Raw genomic sequence first — 17,296 nt, forward strand, 5'->3', positions numbered from 1 at the left:
GCAACGGGTCCGAACACGTCAGGACGCCGGCCGTCGCGAGAACCGCTGACCGTCAGCCGGTACGGGAGGAGCGCCGAGCGGCCCGGCGGCGCAGGCGCAGCGGAAGCACGTACCAGCACAGGCCGAACCACAGCATGACCGTGCCGACGAGCACTTCGGCGAGGACGCCCGGGAGCACGAAACGCAGGATCAGCAGGAGCGTGCACCCGATGGTCAGGGCGAGCAGCACCATGCCGCACATCATCAGACGGCCGGCGGACTCCACCACCTCGTCCTTCATGCGCTGACCGGACAGCAAACGGTGGATGGAGACGGGGGCTATGAGTGATGCGGTGGCCGCCGCGCCGAGCACCACGGTCGCGACGTAGATGCCCCGGTCCAGCGTCTCCAACTGCCGGAACGTGGGCGTGAAGGAGACGCTGAGCAGGAACCCGAAGAGGATCTGCACGCCTGTCTGGGTGACCCTGGTCTCCTGCAGGATCTCGTTCCAGCGGCGGTTGACCCGCTCATGGGGCGTCTCCGGCGCCTCCGATGCCTCGGCACCGGATGGCCGGCATCGGTCGTGGCTGTGCCCGCAGCAGGCGGTGTCCTTCCCCTCCGGCTTGGCCGACTGCTCCGTCGTCGTCATGGTGTCCTCCCTGTTCCAGGCCGACCGTCTGCCCTGCTCGCACGCTTCTATGCCCTGCCCCGACCGCGGTGGCATGCGCGTCGACGGCGCTGCCCGCAGGCAGGCATAGACCTCTCGGCGCGGGGCAAGCGAACGTCTGCCGGAGGTTGCCCGGCGGGCAGGGTTTCGAGGGGAGAGGCATCAGCATGATCATTCCGGCGGAGAAGGAGCTGCGCGCTGTACTGGCCCGGTTCGCCCAGGCGCGGATCGAGCACGACGTGCGTCCCACCGGTCGTACCAGCCGGGCTCTCGAAGACGCCACGTACACCCTGTGCGTGATGACCGGGGCCCGCACCGCCGAGCAGGCTCTGGCGGCGGCGGACGCACTGCTCGAGCAGTACGGAGCGGGTCGGGTGAGTGCCCGCGGTGAGACTGAGACGACGCTGGCCGCGTGAGCCTGAACCGGCCCGGTCGGGTGGGGCGCATCGGCCGGGGGGCGGCGCGGGGGCCTGAGGCGGTGCGACCGACCCGGACGACGACTCTGGCCGGGATGTGTCCTCCGTAATCCCGGCCACGCCCTTCACACTGGTACGTCGACGTCACCCGCACCTCCCTTCGGAGGACCGCGCCCGGAGGGCCGAGGATGCTGCCAGAGTCGACGCCGGAGGACCACGGCACCACGGAGCCGCCGCACGCTCGTGATCAGCGTCCGCCCGAGCGCGTCGTCCTGCGGGCCGATCTTCGCGCCGCGCTCCCCGACGCGAGTGCCGCCGTCCTGGTCACGGCGGCCGTCTTCGCGTTCCTGTACGCCCGCATGGAGTCGGGTGACTCGGCGACGGTCGCCGTCATGCCGTTCATGGACGACGCCGGCAGGTACTGGATGTATCTGCTCAGCCAGGCGTTCGGCTGGTCGGGCCTGCTGTGGGCCTGGGGCACGGTCATGCTCGGTCTGCTGCTGTCGGGGCCGCGCCCCGCCCGGCTGCCGGTGTCCCGGCGGGTGCTGGAACGCTGGCACCGCACCACGAGCCTGACCACGATGGCCCTGATGTTCGCGCACGCGCTGATGTTCGCGGCGGAACTCGTGCGCTACGAGGCACAGCTGGCGTGGGCCGCGCGGCTGTGGGCGGGGTTCGCCGACACGTTCATGCCCGGCTGGTACGACTCGGGCACCGGCCGGATTGCCATTCCGCTGGGACAGGGCGCTCTGTATCTGGCCATCCCCCTGGGCTTGTTGTTCTACGTCCGCCACCGCGTCGGCGCCGACACCTGGCGCCGGCTGCACCGCTTCGTCATCGTCGTGTACGTGCTGAGCGTGTGGCACACCCTGCTGTACGGCACCAACGTCTGGTACGGCGAGTGGCCGCGCACCGTCCTGTGGCTGCTGCAACTCCCGGTCGCGGCACTGCTGCTGGCCCGGCTGCTGCGGCCTGCCCGGCGGGCTGAGCGGCTGGGCGCACCGACGCGGCGCGAGGGCGCCTCGCTGCCGGGCCGGGCGACGGCGGGCTGGTTGATGCGGGCTGCCGGGCGGTTGGCCGCCGGGGCGGTCGTAGTGGGCCTCGTCATCGTGGTGGCGTCCGGTCATGACGGTGGCCGGGAACGCCCGGCCGAACCACCCGCGACGAGTCCGCATGCGCCCGAGCCCGGGTGATGCACGGCCGGGCAACCGGGAGCGGGGGCCGGTCGTGGGGATGAGGGCGGGAAGGCCGGGGCGAACGGTGATCCGGGAGCCGGGAGACTCACGTCGTCGCCTCCTCGACGCAACCCCGGCCTGGTGAACGACCCGCACGCGACGGAGGACGCTGAGGACGCCCACCCGGCCGCCGTACGGCGTCCCAGCGGCGCGGGCCGCCCCGGCTCAGAGCGGCAGCGGGGCGAGTCCGCGGGCGGGGTGGCGCGGGCCGAGGAAGACGACGATGCCCGTGCCGTCGGGGGACGGGTGGGTGGCCTGGGCCCAGCCCTGGCGGTGGTAGAAGGCCATCGCCCGGGGCGCCTGAACGGAGGTGAGCAGCCAGGAGCGGCCCTCGGGGGCACTCGCGGTGACCGCACGCAGCAGTTCTCCGGCGAGTCCGCTGCCGTGCGCGCCGGGCCGGACGGCGAGTTCGTCCACCTCGAAGGCGCCGCACAGCCAGTCCTCCGCCCGCCCGGCGCCGAGGCCCGCGGCGGCCTGCGGATAACAGCGGTCCGCGGGGAAGGGCGAAGGCGTGGTCCACCCGCTGGCGAAACCCAGCACGTCCCGGCCGGCGACGGCCAGCGCGGCGGTGAAACCGGGGCGCCGCGCGTCACGGGGGAGGCGCGCGGCGAACTCGGCGGCCTTCTCCTCGTCCTCGTTCCAGGGCGGTGCGCAGTAAGCGTCGACGTAGACCGAGTGCAGCGTGCCGGCGTGACGGACGACGTCCTCGCCGCGCAGCACGCGCACCACGGTGGGGGCTGGTGGAGCGGTCACGAGCGGCATCCCCTCCCTGCGTCCGATTCCTTGTTGCAAGTAGTGTGCAATAAGAACCCGGGGATGGTGCAAGGGGTGCGCCGGTGCCGCGCCAGGCCAGGGCGGCCAGGGCCGGGTGTCAGGCCGTCGATCGACAGGGACGCCGCGGAGTGGAGCCAGGTCGTCCCGGCCCCACTCCATGGTGCGGACGTGTCACTGGAACTGTGCGAAGAACCTCCAGATCTCTGCCTTGGTCCAGGTGGCCACACCGCTTTCGGCGGGGGAGCCGTCGACCGGGCCGGGTATGTGGCCTCCGTCGAACGCCGCCCACTGGACCGGGTATCCGGCGCGGCAGCCCGAGTACGCGGTGGTGATGTGCGTTCGGCTGCCCGGCGCGGGTTCGCGCGGGTTCTGGGGAGTGCAGCCGTTGTTGCCGACGAACTTGTCGCGCAGGGACCGTCCTTGCGCGATGCCGAGGACGTTGTCGCCGATGCCGTGGATGCCGAAGTAGGCGATGGGCCGGCTGCCGCCGCTGCACCCGCTGATCTGGGCGCCGGAGATGACCGCGACGGCCCGGAAGACGTCGGCCCGGCTGCACGCGAGTGCGTAGCTCATGCCGCCGCCCCAGCTGAAGCCCGTGGCGAAACGCTGTGCCGGGTCGACACAGAGGCCGCTTTCGATGCGCCGGATCATGTCGTCGACGAAGGTGACGTCCTCACCACCGGAATTGGCCCAGCCGTTGCCGAGGCCCTGGGGAGCGACGAGGATCGCCGTGTTGTTCGACTGTTCCTGCTGGCCGTAGTAGGACCAGGCGCTCCCGCTCGTTCCGCCCGAGGCGACATCGGCGGCGGTTCCGCCCCGCCAGTGGAACGCGAAGATCAGCCGGTAGCGGTGGTTGCTGTCGTAGCCGGCGGGGACCCGGAGGATGAAGCTGCGGGTCTTGCCGCCGCTCTGGATCGTGTGCGTACCGCTCGTCAGAGTCGGGGCGCTGCCGCATCCGCCGCCGCCACCGGACGACAGCTTGACGAGCTGCCACTGCTGACTGGCGCCGCCCCAGTCGGTGTACTGGACGACGGTGCCGCCGTCGGCGGTGGAGGCGCCCTGCACCTCCACCGCCTTGCCGCTGGCGCGGTTGATCAGCCGGACGTGACCCGCCTCGGAGTCGGCCAGGCGGAACTGCTGGTTGGCCCCGTTGTGGTCGGCCCACTGCTGGATCGCGGCGCCGTCCGCGGCCGAGGCGCCGGCCACGTCGAGAACCTTGCCCGAATGCCGGGCCCGGAGGCGGTAGAAGCCGTCGCCGGAGTCCACGAACTGCCACTGCTGGTGGGCGCCGTCGTTGCGTGTCCACTGGCTGACCCGCGCGCCGTCGGCGGTGGACGCGCCGGAGACGTCCAGCGCCTTGCCGCTGTTGCGATTGAGCAGGACGTACCAGGCATCGGTGTCCACCGTCGCCGCCTCGGCGGGCGCCGGATCGACCGCGGTGAGCATGCCGATCGCGAGGGTCGCCGCCACCAGGGCGGCGAGCCGCGACCACCAACGATGCCTTCCTGGAGGGGCGGCGGAAGCCGCACCGTAGGCCGTCATCGATTCGCCCTTTCGTCTGCGGCGGGTGCCGTCAGGTGCGGGTCCAGCGCTGGTTGCCGCCGCCCGAGCAGGAGTAGAGCTGGATCAGGGTGCCGTTGGCGGTGCCGCCCCCGACGGCGTCGAGGCAGAGGCCGGACTGGACGCCGACGATGGTTCCGTCGGAGTTGAGGCGCCATTTCTGGTTGTCGCCACCCCAGCAGCTGTAGATCTGGACCTTGGAGCCGTTGCCGGTGCCGGCGGCGTCCAGGCACTTGTTGCCGTAGACCCTCAGTTCGCCGGCGTCGGTGTACGTCCACTGCTGGTTGGTGCCGCTGTGGCAGTCCCACAGCTGGAGCTGGGTGCCGTCCGTGGTGCCGGCGTTGGGCACGTCCAGGCAGCGGCCCGAACCGACGCCCTTGATCTGTCCCGAGCCCGTGGGGGGCGTGGTGGAGCCGCCGTTGAGCGCGTTGAGGACGGCGGTGTAGGCGGGCTTCTTGCTGCCGTCACCGTTGAAGAGCAGCGGCGTGTCGCTCGCTCGCCAGGAGTCGGTGTCGCGCACGCCCCAGACGGTGATGCCGAGGCAGCGCGCGACGGCCAGGCAGTCGTTGGTCACGGCGGCGTAGGTCGAGGCCGGGGCGCCCTGGATGTCGAGCTCGGTGATGGCCACGTCGACACCGAGGGCGGCGAAGTTCTGCAGCGTGGTGCGGAAGTTGCTGTTGTACGGGCTGCCGCTGTTGAAGTGCGCCTGGAAGCCGACGCAGTCGATCGGCACACCGCGCTGCTTGAAGTCCCGGACCATGGCGTACATGGCCTGGGTCTTGGCCCAGGTCCAGTTCTCCACGTTGTAGTCGTTGTAGCAGAGCTTGGCGGCCGGGTCCGCGGCGCGCGCGGTGCGGAAGGCGACCTCGATCCAGTCGTTGCCGGTGCGCTGGAGGTTGGAGTCGCGCCGGGCGCCCGAACTGCCGTCGGCGAAGGCCTCGTTCACGACGTCCCACTGGGCGATCTTGCCCTTGTAGTGGGCCATCACGCCGTTGATGTGGTCGATCATCGCCTGGCGCAGCGCGCTGCCGCTGAGGCTCTGCATCCAGGCGGGCTGCTGGGAGTGCCAGGCCAGGGTGTGACCGCGCACCTGCTTGCCGTTCTGCACCGCCCAGTTGTAGACGCGGTCAGCGGCGGTGAAGTTGAACTGGCCCCGCTGCGGTTCGGTGGCGTCGATCTTCATCTCGTTCTCCGCCGTGACGGAGTTGAACTCGCGGTTCGCGATCGACGTGTACACCGAGTCGCCCAGCCTGCCCGAGGCGATGGCGGTGCCGAAGTAGCGTCCGCTCTGCGCCGCGGCGGCGCCGAGCGTGGTCTCGGCGGAGTGTGCGGGCGCCGGCGCGACCAGTGCGGCGGCCACTCCGAGGACGCCGACGAGCAGCGCCAGCACAAGGCCGCGCAGCCTCCGGCGGACAACGGGTCTGGGAAGGGCGTACGAGCCCATGGCTGTGCCTCCAAGGTAGAGATCACGGAAGGACTGAAACGCAGGGGAGTGAGTCGTCCGCTCGGAGCCGCTCGGAGCGGGATGGTGCGGGGTGGTGCGCGTGCGTCCGAAATGTCGAACTGTGGTCGGTGCCCGACAGGGATGATTGAGGTGTTGACGATGCCTCGTCAACACTCCGCGCAGAAAAAGTTTCAGTTCCTCGTCCGAATGTTTCGAAGGTCGCGGAGGAGTCCGGTCGCGTCGGCTAGGGACCGTCGGCGACCGACGCTGAAGGTCAGGGCCGGGAGCGAGCACCTCGAACGTTGCGGCCTTCGCGGCGACACGTGCGAGAAGCATTGACGCCGTTCGCCGGGTCCCTATCATTCAGACTGCTCGACACTTCGACACGTGTTCGGTATCTCGAATGCGTGGATGTCATGCACGCAACGTGCGCATTCGCGCGAGGCCAACCGGACCTCCTACTCCAAGGTTGAGGAAGAGCCCCATGTACAGAAGAACTTTCAGCCGCAGGCATCCGTCCGCGGTGCTCGCCGCCGTGGTCGCGGCCCTGGCCGCGTTGGCGGCGCTGCTCGTCGCCGCTCCGGCGCAGGCGGCCTCCAGCGGTGCCTTACGCGGTGTCGGGTCCGGCCGGTGTCTCGACGTGCAGGGCGCCGCCCAGACCGACGGCACGTCCCTCCAGCTCTACGACTGCTGGGGCGGGACCAACCAGCAGTGGACGCTGACGGACGGCAACCAGCTCACCGTGTACGGCGACAAGTGCCTGGACGTTCCGGGCCACGCCACCACGCCCGGCACCCGCGTGCAGATCTGGACCTGTTCCGGCGGTGCGAACCAGCAGTGGCGGGTCAACTCCGACGGCACGGTCGTCGGCGTGGAGTCCGGGCTGTGCCTGGAGGCCGCGGGCGCCGGTACGGCCAACGGCACAGCGGTGCAGCTCTGGACGTGCAACGGCGGCAGCAACCAGAAGTGGACCGGCCTGTCCGGGACTCCGACCCCGCCGGACGGCACCTGCCCGCTGCCGTCGACGTACCGCTGGTCGTCCACGGGTGTCCTGGCGCAGCCGGCGAACGGGTGGGACTCGGTGAAGGACTTCACCGCCGTCAAGCACAACGGCAAGTACCTGGTCTACGGGTCCAACTTCGCGGGCTCGTCGTACGGCTCGATGATGTTCAGTCCCTTCACGAACTGGTCGGACATGGCGTCGGCCCGCCAGACCGGGATGAACCAGGCCGCGGTGGCGCCCACGCTGTTCTACTTCGCGCCCAAGAACATCTGGGTGCTGGCCTACCAGTGGGGTCAGTGGCCCTTCATCTACCGCACGTCGAGCGACCCCACCAACCCCAACGGCTGGTCCGCGCCGCAGCCGCTGTTCACCGGGAGCATCTCCGGCTCCGACACCGGGCCGATCGACCAGACCCTGATCGCCGACGGGCAGAACATGTACCTGTTCTTCGCCGGTGACAACGGCAAGATCTACCGGGCGAGCATGCCGATCGGGAACTTCCCCGGCAACTTCGGCTCCTCGTACACGACGATCATGAGCGACACGAAGGCCAACCTCTTCGAGGGCGTGCAGGTCTACAAGGTCAAGGGCCAGAACCAGTACCTCATGATCGTCGAGGCGATGGGGGCGAACGGGCGCTACTTCCGCTCCTTCACGGCCTCCAGCCTGACCGGCACGTGGACCCCGCAGGCCGCCACCGAGAGCAACCCCTTCGCGGGCAAGGCCAACAGCGGCGCCACCTGGACCAACGACATCAGCCACGGCGACCTGGTCCGGGACAACCCCGACCAGACCATGACCGTCGACCCCTGCAACCTGCAGTTCCTCTACCAGGGCAAGTCCCCCACCGCGGGCGGCGACTACAACCGGCTGCCGTGGCGGCCGGGTGTCCTCACCCTGCGGCGCTGACCTTCCCGGTCCGTGACCGTGAGGTGAAGCGGTCCGCGGGCGTGCGGGCGAGCGGGCCACCGCGTGGGCGGTGGCCCGGCTGACCGACGCTCACCGTCTCGAGGAACCCCGGCCGTGCCGCGGCCGGGGTTCCGGTTCCGTCGCCGAGGCCCCGCATCGGATGCGTGACCACCTGAACCCGATCGCCGGCGCCTCACCGGTCACCGGTCACCGGTCACCGGTCACCGGTCACCGGGCGAGGTGGCGGCGTCCTGTGGCGGCTGTTCATGCGCGTCTGCTTCCAGCGGCGGCGCGTCGTGGCGGTCCGTGCGGTGCTCCGCACGGGTGCCCGCGAGCCTGACCCGTGGCGTTCCGGCCGCACCGGGCGGGAGAGGGACGGGCCGGCGCGCCATGAGGCGGCCCACCCAGCGGCGACCGCAGATCGGGCAGGGCGGGGCACCCTGAGGCTCGTAGGGGGACGACACGCTCTGGCCGTCGCGGGTGAAGTACTCCCACTCGTGCCCGTCCTCGTCGCGGTAGTACTGCACGTCGTAGTCGACGCTCCACTTGTACCAGCAGTGACCGCACGTGAACTCAACGCGTTCGACAGCCAGTTCCGTGATCATCGCTTCCTCCCTTCGGTCGCCTACGGCCGCTGCGATGCCGTCGGGTGCGGTGACGTTCCCTTCCCGGCCGGGGCCTCCGGTTCACGGGGTGCCCCTCGGTCCGAGCCCCTAATCAGCGGGACATCCGCATCAGCGGGACGTCCGAGCCGCGTGCGACGGCTCGCCCTCGCGCTACAGCTCGATCTCGATGTGTTCCACGTCGGTGAACTCCACCTCCAGGCCGTGCGCGCGGGTGTTGTCGGCGCGGAAGTACATCCGGGCCAGTCCCTCCGCCGCGATCCGCTGCAGTTGCCGCTCGGTGGCGCCCTGGTCGCGGGCGGTGAAGAGGCGGTCGGCGAAGTCGGGGGGCAGGGCCTGGGTGATGTCGCGGACGCGGGCGTCGTCGGTGGTGCCCGGCGCGGCGGTGAACCCGAACCGGGCACGGGTGGAGACGATCAGGCCGTCGGTGGAGGCGGCCTTCTTCCTGGCCTTGGCCCTCACCTGCGGCTGCCAGCGCTTGCGCACCTCCCGCTCCATACGGTCGCGCAGGTCCCGGCGGGGCCGCTTGAGCTGTCCCTTGACGTACCGCTCCACGGTGCGCTGGGAGATCCCGAGCGCCTGGGCTGCCGCCCTCGTGCCCTTGAGCTGCCTGACCAGGTACTTCATCTGCGCCTGGGCGCTTCGCGGGGGACGGCGGGTGAACGCCGACTCCAGCGCGCGGTCCAGGCTGTCGCCGATCGAGTCCGCCATGGCGGGCTACTCCCCCTCTCCGGCCGTCGGGTCGGTCTTGACGAGGTTGGCGATGTTGAAGACGCCGCCGTGCTCCTCGAACTGCTGCTCCGCCCACAGCACGGTCCGGGTGCCCTGGTGCTTGACCATGCCGGGGGACACGCCGAGGCGGAAGGTGCCGGGGGCGGGCTTGCCCTCGGGCGTGTGCGGGAGGAAGTCCAGGGGAGAAGGGCCGGGGGAGGGGTAGACGAGGGCGTCGGTGCCGATCGCCACCGGGTACACACCGGCCGCGGCCGCGGTCTTCAGCATCTTGCGGTGCATGCTGATCCGGACGGTGGACAGCACGGCGGCGCGGATGTCGGGCCGCCACGTCGCGCGCTCCAGGGCCGGCCACGGCTCGTAGTACGGCACCTGGCCGCGGTTGCGCTGCCTCAGCTTGCCGATGCCGCCCTTCGCCGTGGCCTTGATCGCCTTCAGGAGCAGGGCGAGGGCCGGGTCGGCCTCCCTGGTGCGGGCCATCGCGTCCAGGAACTCCTGGCCGCTCAGGTCCGTGGTGACGCCGAGGTCCGCCATCGTGGCCACGTACGCGTCGCGCAGCCGCTTGTACCAGGGGTCCAGGTAGCGGCCGGTGCGGGTGCGGACGTACGCCTCGACCGGCGCGACATCGAAGCCGAGCTCGACGGCGTAGGCGACGGTCGGGGTGGCGTACCAGGCCGGGCCGGTCGGGCGCTCGCCGGTCGGTGTGAAGGGGGAGGGGAGCCGGCCGGCGTCCACGGTGCGGCCGTCCACCCGTACGCGGGCGAGGTCGACGTGGGAGAGGTCGACCAGCCAGGAGCCGGGCAGCGCCGGGTCGAACCGGGGGTTGCCGGTCAGGTGGGTGGGGCCGTCGAGACCGACGGTGAGGCCGTTCGCGGCCGCCGCGAACGCCATGTTGACGTCGATGGCGACCAGGTACGGCCGCATGCACTCGTCGTCGGTCAGCGGCCGGCACCACTGGTACGGCTCCTCCAGCAGCATCTCGGCCGGAGTGCGCTGATGGTGCCGCGCGAACTTCCCCTTGAGCAGAGGGTGTTCGTCCGGGACCTCACACTCCACCACCTCGTGGACCCGGGTGAGCGCGTCGTCGTTGAACGCCTGCCGGAACTCGCCGGTGACGGGGTCCTTCTCCGCGCGGGTCGGCGGGCGCAGCGCCGTCATCAGCTCCAGGCCGGTGACCGCCGTCGTGCCGCGCGGTGTCATCACCCGGTCCGCGTACGTGCCCAGGAACCGGGCCAGGTCCGCCGCGTGCAGGCCCGGCAGCCGCGGGTTGTTCCTGTCGTCCCACTCCTCGGCCGGCAGCGCGCCCCAGGCCGGAACGCACAGCTGCACGCACCGGCGCCGGGAGCCCTCCGGCTCGCGGTAGACGCGCGCCCACGGACCGAGGCCGCGCTGCGTGAGCCGCTGCCCGGCCCTGCTGATCTGCTTGACCACCTTGTGGCCGGCCGCGAGCCGTCCGGCGCGCCGCTCCTCCGGGGACAGCTCGGCGGGCAGGCCGTACCGCTCCAGCGCGGCCTCGGTGAGGACGAGGACGGGGTCGGCGTCGCGGCCATGGCGGTGCAGCCGGGCCTGGCCCAGACGCGCTTCCTCCAGCGTCCAGTCGACCAGGGCGGGCAGCGTCCCGGCCGGCACGTCCAGGACCAGGCCGCCGGCGCAGTACGCCACCACACGGCCGTCGTCGTCGACGTCGACCACGGCCAGCGGGCCGTTCTCGAACCGCCCGTCGGCTCCTGCCGTGGCGGGCGGCCGCTGCGCCGTCTTCCTCGCCGCCGCCTTCTTCGCCGAGGTCTGCGCGGCCGCGCGCCGGGGCGGCGCCGACGGCCTGGTGCTCGTCGTCGCCGGCTCGGTGCTCCGCGCCGCCGGTCGGGCCGCAGCCGCGGGGGGCGTCGGCGCTTCCGGCATGGGGGCGGGAGCGGGAGCGGGAAGGGGCGCGGGAGCTGGAACGGAGGCGGTCGCCCTAGCGGCGACGGGCGCGGGCCCGCTGAGCGCCTCCGGCACCGTCACGGGCTCCGGGCCAGTCTCCGGGCCGGGCTCCGGAGCGGGCGCGGGGGGCTCGTGGGGCTTCTGTGGCGCGGGGAAGCGCGCGGCCAGCCCCTCCAGCAGCCGGGCGTAGGCAGCCCGCTTCGGTGGCCGCGGTTCGCTGCGGCCGGCCTCCCAGTTCCCGACCGACTCGCGCCGGGCCTTGAGGGCCCTCGCGATCTGCTCCTGGCTGAGTCCCGCTGCTTCCCGGAGCCGCTTGCGTTCGGCCGGCGGCGGCAGGGGGTCTTGCGCGACCTGTTCCAGCAGTGCGTCGACCGCGCTGAACAGGGCCTGTTCGTCGTGGGACACCCGGTCACCTCCCCTGCCGACCCTACCGAGACGCGCGTGTATCGCGCGTCATTTTCGCATGGCTTGCTCATCTCGTGGCGGGTGAGGGGGCGGGTGGCCGAGGGAGCGAGGGCCGGGTCTCGCCGGTCATGGCCGTATGAGACGCGTCAAGGACGAGACGGGCGCCGTAAGAGAGCCGTCAAGGGTGGCCGGATCCCGGCGGGGCCGGGTTTCTCTCTACTCGTCCGACGCTCGTCCCGTCTCACCTAGGAGCTCGCGATGGCCGACCTGGCCTTCGTCGTCGCCACGATCGCGGTGTTCACGCTCGTGGCTCTCGTCGCCCGAGGGGTGGCGAAGCTGTGACCGCCGAGAACGTCGTCGGCCTGGTCGTGGCCGTCGCCCTGCTGGGCTGTCTCGTCCTCGCCCTGCTCTTCCCGGAGAGGTTCTGAGAGGCAGCGATGGGTCCCGTACTTGCTGATGTGCTCCTCGTGACCGCGCTGATCGGCGCGCTCGTCCTGGTGCACCGCCCCCTGGGCGACTACATGGCAGCGGTCTACGGCTCCGGCAGGCACCTGAGGGTCGAGCGCTGGATCTACCGCTCGGTGGGCGCCGACCCGGACGCCGGGATGCGCTGGCCGGCGTATCTGCGCGGGGTGCTGTACTTCTCCGCGGTGAGCGTGCTGTTCCTGTACCTGCTGCAGCGGACGCAGGACAGGCTGCCGCTGTCGCTCGGCTTCGAGGCGATCTCCGCGGACCAGGCGTTCAACACGGCCGCCTCGTTCGTGTCGAACACCAACTGGCAGTCGTACTCGGGCGAGTCGGCCATGGGCCACCTCGTGCAGACCGGTGGCCTGGCCGTGCAGAACTTCCTGTCCGCCGCGGTGGGCATGGCGGTGGCCGTGGCGCTGGTACGCGGGTTCGTCCGCGCCCGCACCGGCGAACTGGGCAATTTCTGGGCGGACCTGGTGCGCGGCACCGTCCGCATCCTGCTGCCGCTGTCGGCCGTCGCCGCCGTGCTCCTCGTCGCCGCCGGCGCCGTGCAGAACTTCGGCGGCATCCACACCGTCACCACGCTGACCGGTGACCGGCAGGCCATCAGCCCCGGCGCGGTCGCCTCCCAGGAGGCCATCAAGAACCTGGGCACCAACGGCGGCGGCTTCTTCAACGCCAACTCGGCCCACCCGTTCGAGAACCCCGACGGCTTCACGAACCTGCTGGAGATCTTCCTGCTGCTGGTCATCCCGTTCTCGATGCCGCGCACCTTCGGCACGATGGCCGGCTCCGTCCGGCAGGGCTACGCGATCGTGGGGGCCATGGCGGCCATCTGGTTCCTCGGCGTCGTCGCCGTCACCTGGATCGAGTACGCCCACCCGGGCACCGCCTCGCAGCTCGCCGGCGGCGCGATGGAGGGCAAGGAGCAGCGCTTCGGCGAGGGGCCGTCGTCGCTGTTCGCGGTGTCGACCACGATGACGTCGACCGGGTCGGTCAACTCCTTCCACGACTCCTTCGGCGGCCTGTCGGGCGGTGTGCTGCTGCTGGGCATGATGCTCGGCGAGATCGCCCCCGGCGGTGCCGGATCGGGCCTGTACGGCATGCTCGTCATGGCGGTCGTCGCGGTGTTCGTCGCGGGCCTGATGGTCGGCCGTACGCCCGAATACCTGGGCAAGAAGATCGGATCCCGCGAGATCAAGCTGGCCGCCTGCTCGCTGCTCATCACCCCGGCGCTCGTGCTGACCGGCACCGCGCTGGCGATGGCGCTGGGCACCGGCCCGTCCTCCATGACCAACACCGGCCCGCACGGCTTCACCGAAGTCCTGTACGCCTACACGTCCGCGTCGAACAACAACGGCTCGTCGTTCGCCGGGTTCGCCGCCGACACCGGGTACCACAACACGATGCTCGGGCTGTGCATGCTGCTGGGCCGGTTCCTGCCCATGGTGTTCGTGCTGGCGCTCGCCGGTTCGCTCGCCGAGCAGCGGCCGGTGCCGGTCACCGCGGGCACGCTGCGCACGGAGAAACCGCTGTTCACCGGGTTGCTGGTGGGCGCAACCCTGAGCATCGCCGGTCTGACGTTCTTCCCGGCCCTCGCCCTGGGCCCGCTCGCCGAAGGGCTGGCGGCATGACCACCGACATCACCGAGCAGAGAGACGCCATGTCCACCACCACCCCGACCCGGCCGGCTCCCCACCAGGACGCCCCGACCGGGCACCCGCCCGGCCGAGGACGGGTCGCCGCGGGCCTGTTCGACCCGAAGCAGCTGGTCACCTCGCTGCCGGACGCCTTCCGCAAGCTCGATCCGCGGGTGATGGTGAAGTCGCCGGTGATGTTCGTGGTGCTGGTCGGCTCGGTCCTCACGACGCTCTTCGCGTTCCGGGAGCCGGGCGACTGGTCCGGCTGGACGATCAGCGCCTGGCTGTGGCTCACCGTGCTCTTCGCCAACCTGGCGGAGGCGGTCGCCGAGGGCCGCGGCAAGGCGCAGGCCGACACCCTGCGCAGGGCCAGGACCGGCACCGTCGCCCGCCGGCTGCTGCGGGACGGCTCCGAACAGAGCGTGCCCGGCACCGAGTTGCGGGTCGGTGACCTGGTGGTCTGCGAGGCCGGTGATGTCGTCCCCGGCGACGGTGATGTCATCGAGGGCGTCGCCTCGGTCGACGAGTCGGCGATCACCGGTGAGTCGGCCCCCGTCATCCGGGAGTCGGGCGGTGACCGGTCCGCCGTCACCGGCGGCACGAGGGTGCTGTCCGACCGCATCGTCGTACGGATCACGACGAGGCCGGGGGAGACGTTCATCGACCGGATGATCGGCCTCGTGGAGGGCGCGGCGAGACAGCGGACGCCGAACGAGATCGCGCTGAACATCCTGCTCGCCGCGCTCACGATCGTGTTCCTGCTGGCGGTGGCGACCCTGCCGCCGTTCGCGGAGTACGCGGGCGCACACCTGACGATGGTCGTCCTGGTGGCCCTGCTGGTCTGCCTCATCCCCACCACGATCGGCGCCCTGCTGTCGGCGATCGGCATCGCGGGCATGGACCGCCTGGTGCAGCGCAACGTGCTGGCGAAGTCCGGGCGCGCGGTCGAGGCCGCCGGTGACGTGTCGACGCTGCTGCTGGACAAGACGGGCACCATCACCCTGGGCAACCGCCGGGCGGCGGAGTTCGTGCCGGTGCGCGGCACGAGCGAGGCGGAACTCGCGGACGCCGCGCAGCTGTCGTCACTGGCGGACGAGACCCCGGAGGGCCGCTCCGTCGTCGTACTGGCGAAGGAGAAGTACGGGCTGCGCGAACGCCACCAGGGGGAGGTGGCGCACGCCGAGTGGATCGGGTTCACCGCCCAGACCCGGATGTCCGGCGTGGACGTGGCGGGGCGGAGGATCCGCAAGGGCGCCACGGCGTCGGTGATCGCCTGGGTGAAGGAGCGCGGCGGCGAGGTCGCCGAAGGCGCGGAGCGGATCGCGCACCGCGTCTCCGAGGCGGGCGGCACGCCGTTGCTGGTCGCCGTCGAGGACCGCGGCGGTGCCCGCGTGCTGGGCGTCGTCCACCTGAAGGACGTGGTCAAGGCCGGCATGCGGGAGCGGTTCGAGGAACTGCGCCGGATGGGCATCAGGACCGTCATGATCACGGGCGACAATCCGCTGACGGCGCGGGCGATCGCCGAGGAGGCCGGTGTGGACGACTTCCTCGCCGAGGCCACGCCCGAGGACAAGATGGCGCTCATCAGGCGGGAGCAGGCGGGCGGCAAGCTGGTCGCGATGACCGGCGACGGCACCAACGACGCCCCCGCGCTCGCCCAGGCGGACGTCGGCGTGGCCATGAACACCGGCACGTCGGCCGCCAAGGAGGCCGGCAACATGGTCGACCTCGACTCGGACCCGACCAAGCTGATCGAGATCGTCGAGATCGGCAAGCAACTCCTCATCACGCGGGGCGCGTTGACGACGTTCTCCCTCGCCAACGACGTGGCGAAGTACTTCGCGATCATCCCCGCGCTGTTCGCGTCCGTCTATCCGGGCCTGGACAAGCTCAACGTCATGGGCCTGTCCTCGCCCGACTCCGCGATCCTGTCCGCGGTGATCTTCAACGCGCTGATCATCGTCGCGCTGGTGCCGCTCGCCCTCAAGGGCGTCCGCTACCGGCCGGTCAGCGCGGACCGGTTGCTCCGCCGCAACCTCGGGATCTACGGCCTCGGCGGCCTGATCGCGCCGTTCGCCGGCATCAAACTCATCGACCTGCTCATCTCGCTCGTCCCCGGAATCGGGTGAAGGACATGAACACCTCTGTCGTGAACACCGGGCGCACGGCCTGGGCCGCCCTGCGCATGCTGCTCGTCCTCACCGTCGTGACCGGCGTCGTCTATCCGCTCGGGGTGACCGGCATCGGCCAGGCGTTCTTCCGCGACCAGGCCAACGGCTCGATCGTGACGGCCGACGGCAGGGCGGCCGGCTCCCGGCTGATCGGCCAGAGCTGGAACCTGCCCGGCACCGACGAGCCGGACCCGAAGTGGTTCCAGGGACGGCCCTCCCACAGCGGCTACGACTCCCTGGCCACCGGATCCGGCCAACTCGGCGCCTCCGAACCGGCTTTGGTGAGGAGCGTCAGGGCCGCCAAGAGGCAGGTCGCCGAGTTCAACGGCGTGCCCGAGTCGCAGGTGCCCAAGGACGCGGTGACCGGCTCCGCCTCCGCGATCGACCCGCACATCTCCCCGCGGTACGCGCGACTTCAGGTCGGGCGCGTGGCCGCGCACAACGGGCTGAGTGCCGCGCGGGTGCGGCAGCTGGTCGACGACCACACCGAGGGCCGTACGGCCGGTTTCCTGGGCGAGCCGCGCGTCAACGTCCTGGAACTGAACATCGCGCTCAGGGATTTGACGAGGAGGACCTGACGGACTCGGCCGGCCGGGCCGTACGGAGCGAGCCGGCCGCCTTATCGTTGCGGTCATGGTCTCTCAGCCCTCCACGGATCCCGCCGTCTTCCACGCCACGCTCCGCGAGCAGTTCGAGGTGTTCCTCGACGAGTACCGGGCCGCCCTGCACGACAGTCTGAACGGGCTGACCGAAGAGCAGGCACGCCGGTCGCTGGTTCCCTCCAAGACCACACTGCTCGGCCTGGTCAAGCACGCCACCTTCGTCGAGAAGGTCTGGTTCGACGAGGCGGTCACCTGCCGGCCCCGTTCCGAGATCGGCATTCCCGGCACCCCCGACGAGTCCTTCGATCTCCACGAGGACGACACGATCGCCTCGGTCCAGGACGCCTACCGCCGGACCTGGGCGGCGTCCCGCCGGGCCACGGCGGAGCTGACGCTGGACGACGTCGTGCGGGGCAACCGCCGCGGCCCCCTGCCGCTGCGCTGGGTCTACCTCCACGTGCTGCGGGAGCTGACCCAGCACTGCGGGCACGCCGACATCCTCCGCGAACAAATCCTCGCCGGCTCCGGCGAGGCCGCGGCGCGCCGGGCCCCCACCACCTGACGCGCCTTCGATTCCTTTACAAGATCCACAAGTTGTCCATAGGTTTCTCCTCCGGGGGTGCGTCGAGCGCCCCCTCATGAGACTTGCCGCCCCGCGGCAAGAAGGGGAGAAAATTGAACAGCCACTCACCCCGAGGCGGGACGGGGCCTCTCGGCCTGCTCCGCCCCGGGGGAAGACAGCGCGTGCGTC

At 71.2% G+C, this 17,296-nt stretch carries 15 protein-coding genes; 8 read left to right on the top strand and 7 right to left on the bottom strand.

The features are described 5' to 3' along the window. Positions 1-52 precede the first annotated feature (52 nt). The gene (locus AB0K92_RS16590; protein WP_365923423.1) at positions 53-628 is read right to left on the bottom strand and encodes a DUF6328 family protein; all 576 of its coding nucleotides are present in this window, start codon (positions 626-628) and stop codon (positions 53-55) included. 185 nt (positions 629-813) lie between these two features. On the opposite strand from AB0K92_RS16590, the gene AB0K92_RS16595 reads away from it, so the two are divergent. Together AB0K92_RS16595 and AB0K92_RS16600 are read left to right on the top strand one after the other, a co-directional pair. Then, positions 814-1,062 (top strand): DUF5133 domain-containing protein, encoded by a 249-nt coding sequence (locus tag AB0K92_RS16595; protein ID WP_365923425.1) that lies wholly within the window; start codon positions 814-816, stop codon positions 1,060-1,062. Positions 1,063-1,250: 188 nt separating this feature from the next. Continuing rightward, complete coding sequence (locus AB0K92_RS16600) at positions 1,251-2,255, top strand: ferric reductase-like transmembrane domain-containing protein (protein ID WP_365923427.1); 1,005 nt, start codon at positions 1,251-1,253, stop codon at positions 2,253-2,255. Positions 2,256-2,462: 207 nt separating this feature from the next. On the opposite strand, the gene AB0K92_RS16605 is transcribed toward AB0K92_RS16600, so the two are convergent. The 3 genes from AB0K92_RS16605 to AB0K92_RS16615 form a co-directional block, all read right to left on the bottom strand. Next, positions 2,463-3,050, bottom strand: a complete 588-nt coding sequence (locus AB0K92_RS16605; RefSeq protein WP_365923429.1) for a GNAT family N-acetyltransferase — start codon at positions 3,048-3,050, stop codon at positions 2,463-2,465. Between the two features lie 192 nt (positions 3,051-3,242). Next, positions 3,243-4,544 carry an RICIN domain-containing protein gene (locus tag AB0K92_RS16610; protein ID WP_365923587.1) on the bottom strand — a complete coding sequence of 434 codons (1,302 nt, stop codon included), beginning with the start codon at positions 4,542-4,544 and terminating at the stop codon, positions 3,243-3,245. A 100-nt stretch (positions 4,545-4,644) separates the two neighbouring features. Then, positions 4,645-6,075, bottom strand: coding sequence for an endo-1,4-beta-xylanase (locus AB0K92_RS16615; RefSeq protein WP_365923431.1), 1,431 nt, complete (start codon positions 6,073-6,075; stop codon positions 4,645-4,647). Between the two features lie 484 nt (positions 6,076-6,559). Between AB0K92_RS16615 and AB0K92_RS16620 the strand changes: the two genes are divergently transcribed. Then, positions 6,560-7,987: a non-reducing end alpha-L-arabinofuranosidase family hydrolase gene (locus tag AB0K92_RS16620; protein WP_365923433.1), complete on the top strand. Its 1,428-nt coding sequence runs from the start codon at positions 6,560-6,562 to the stop codon at positions 7,985-7,987. Between the two features lie 221 nt (positions 7,988-8,208). Here AB0K92_RS16620 and AB0K92_RS16625 read toward each other — a convergent pair whose 3' ends face one another. The 3 genes from AB0K92_RS16625 to AB0K92_RS16635 all read right to left on the bottom strand — a co-directional run bounded on the left by AB0K92_RS16625 (position 8,209) and on the right by AB0K92_RS16635 (position 11,664). Beyond that, on the bottom strand, positions 8,209-8,592 hold the full coding sequence (locus AB0K92_RS16625; protein WP_365923435.1) for a hypothetical protein: 384 nt from the start codon (positions 8,590-8,592) through the stop codon (positions 8,209-8,211). A gap of 171 nt (positions 8,593-8,763) precedes the next feature. Beyond that, a complete protein-coding gene (locus AB0K92_RS16630; RefSeq protein ID WP_365923437.1) occupies positions 8,764-9,321 on the bottom strand; it encodes an XRE family transcriptional regulator in 558 nt (185 codons plus the stop codon). A 6-nt stretch (positions 9,322-9,327) separates the two neighbouring features. Beyond that, positions 9,328-11,664 carry a helix-turn-helix transcriptional regulator gene (locus tag AB0K92_RS16635; RefSeq protein WP_365923439.1) on the bottom strand — a complete coding sequence of 779 codons (2,337 nt, stop codon included), beginning with the start codon at positions 11,662-11,664 and terminating at the stop codon, positions 9,328-9,330. 338 nt (positions 11,665-12,002) lie between these two features. Between AB0K92_RS16635 and kdpF the strand changes: the two genes are divergently transcribed. The 5 genes from kdpF to AB0K92_RS16660 are packed head-to-tail and all read left to right on the top strand — an operon-like array spanning position 12,003 to position 17,107. Next, positions 12,003-12,092, top strand: a complete 90-nt coding sequence (gene kdpF / locus AB0K92_RS16640; RefSeq protein WP_360342127.1) for a K(+)-transporting ATPase subunit F — start codon at positions 12,003-12,005, stop codon at positions 12,090-12,092. Between the two features lie 9 nt (positions 12,093-12,101). Beyond that, the gene (kdpA, locus tag AB0K92_RS16645; protein ID WP_365923442.1) at positions 12,102-13,766 is read left to right on the top strand and encodes a potassium-transporting ATPase subunit KdpA; all 1,665 of its coding nucleotides are present in this window, start codon (positions 12,102-12,104) and stop codon (positions 13,764-13,766) included. Then, positions 13,763-15,901: a potassium-transporting ATPase subunit KdpB gene (gene kdpB, locus AB0K92_RS16650; RefSeq protein ID WP_365923444.1), complete on the top strand. Its 2,139-nt coding sequence runs from the start codon at positions 13,763-13,765 to the stop codon at positions 15,899-15,901. The genes kdpA and kdpB overlap by 4 nt, the downstream gene beginning before the upstream one ends. A gap of 5 nt (positions 15,902-15,906) precedes the next feature. Further along, positions 15,907-16,521, top strand: coding sequence for a potassium-transporting ATPase subunit KdpC (kdpC, locus tag AB0K92_RS16655; RefSeq protein WP_365923446.1), 615 nt, complete (start codon positions 15,907-15,909; stop codon positions 16,519-16,521). A 55-nt stretch (positions 16,522-16,576) separates the two neighbouring features. Beyond that, on the top strand, positions 16,577-17,107 hold the full coding sequence (locus AB0K92_RS16660; protein ID WP_365923448.1) for a DinB family protein: 531 nt from the start codon (positions 16,577-16,579) through the stop codon (positions 17,105-17,107). The last annotated feature ends 189 nt before the right edge of the window (positions 17,108-17,296 follow it).

It is taken from the genome of Streptomyces sp. NPDC052687 (genome assembly GCF_040678395.1).
GTDB lineage: Bacteria > Actinomycetota > Actinomycetes > Streptomycetales > Streptomycetaceae > Streptomyces.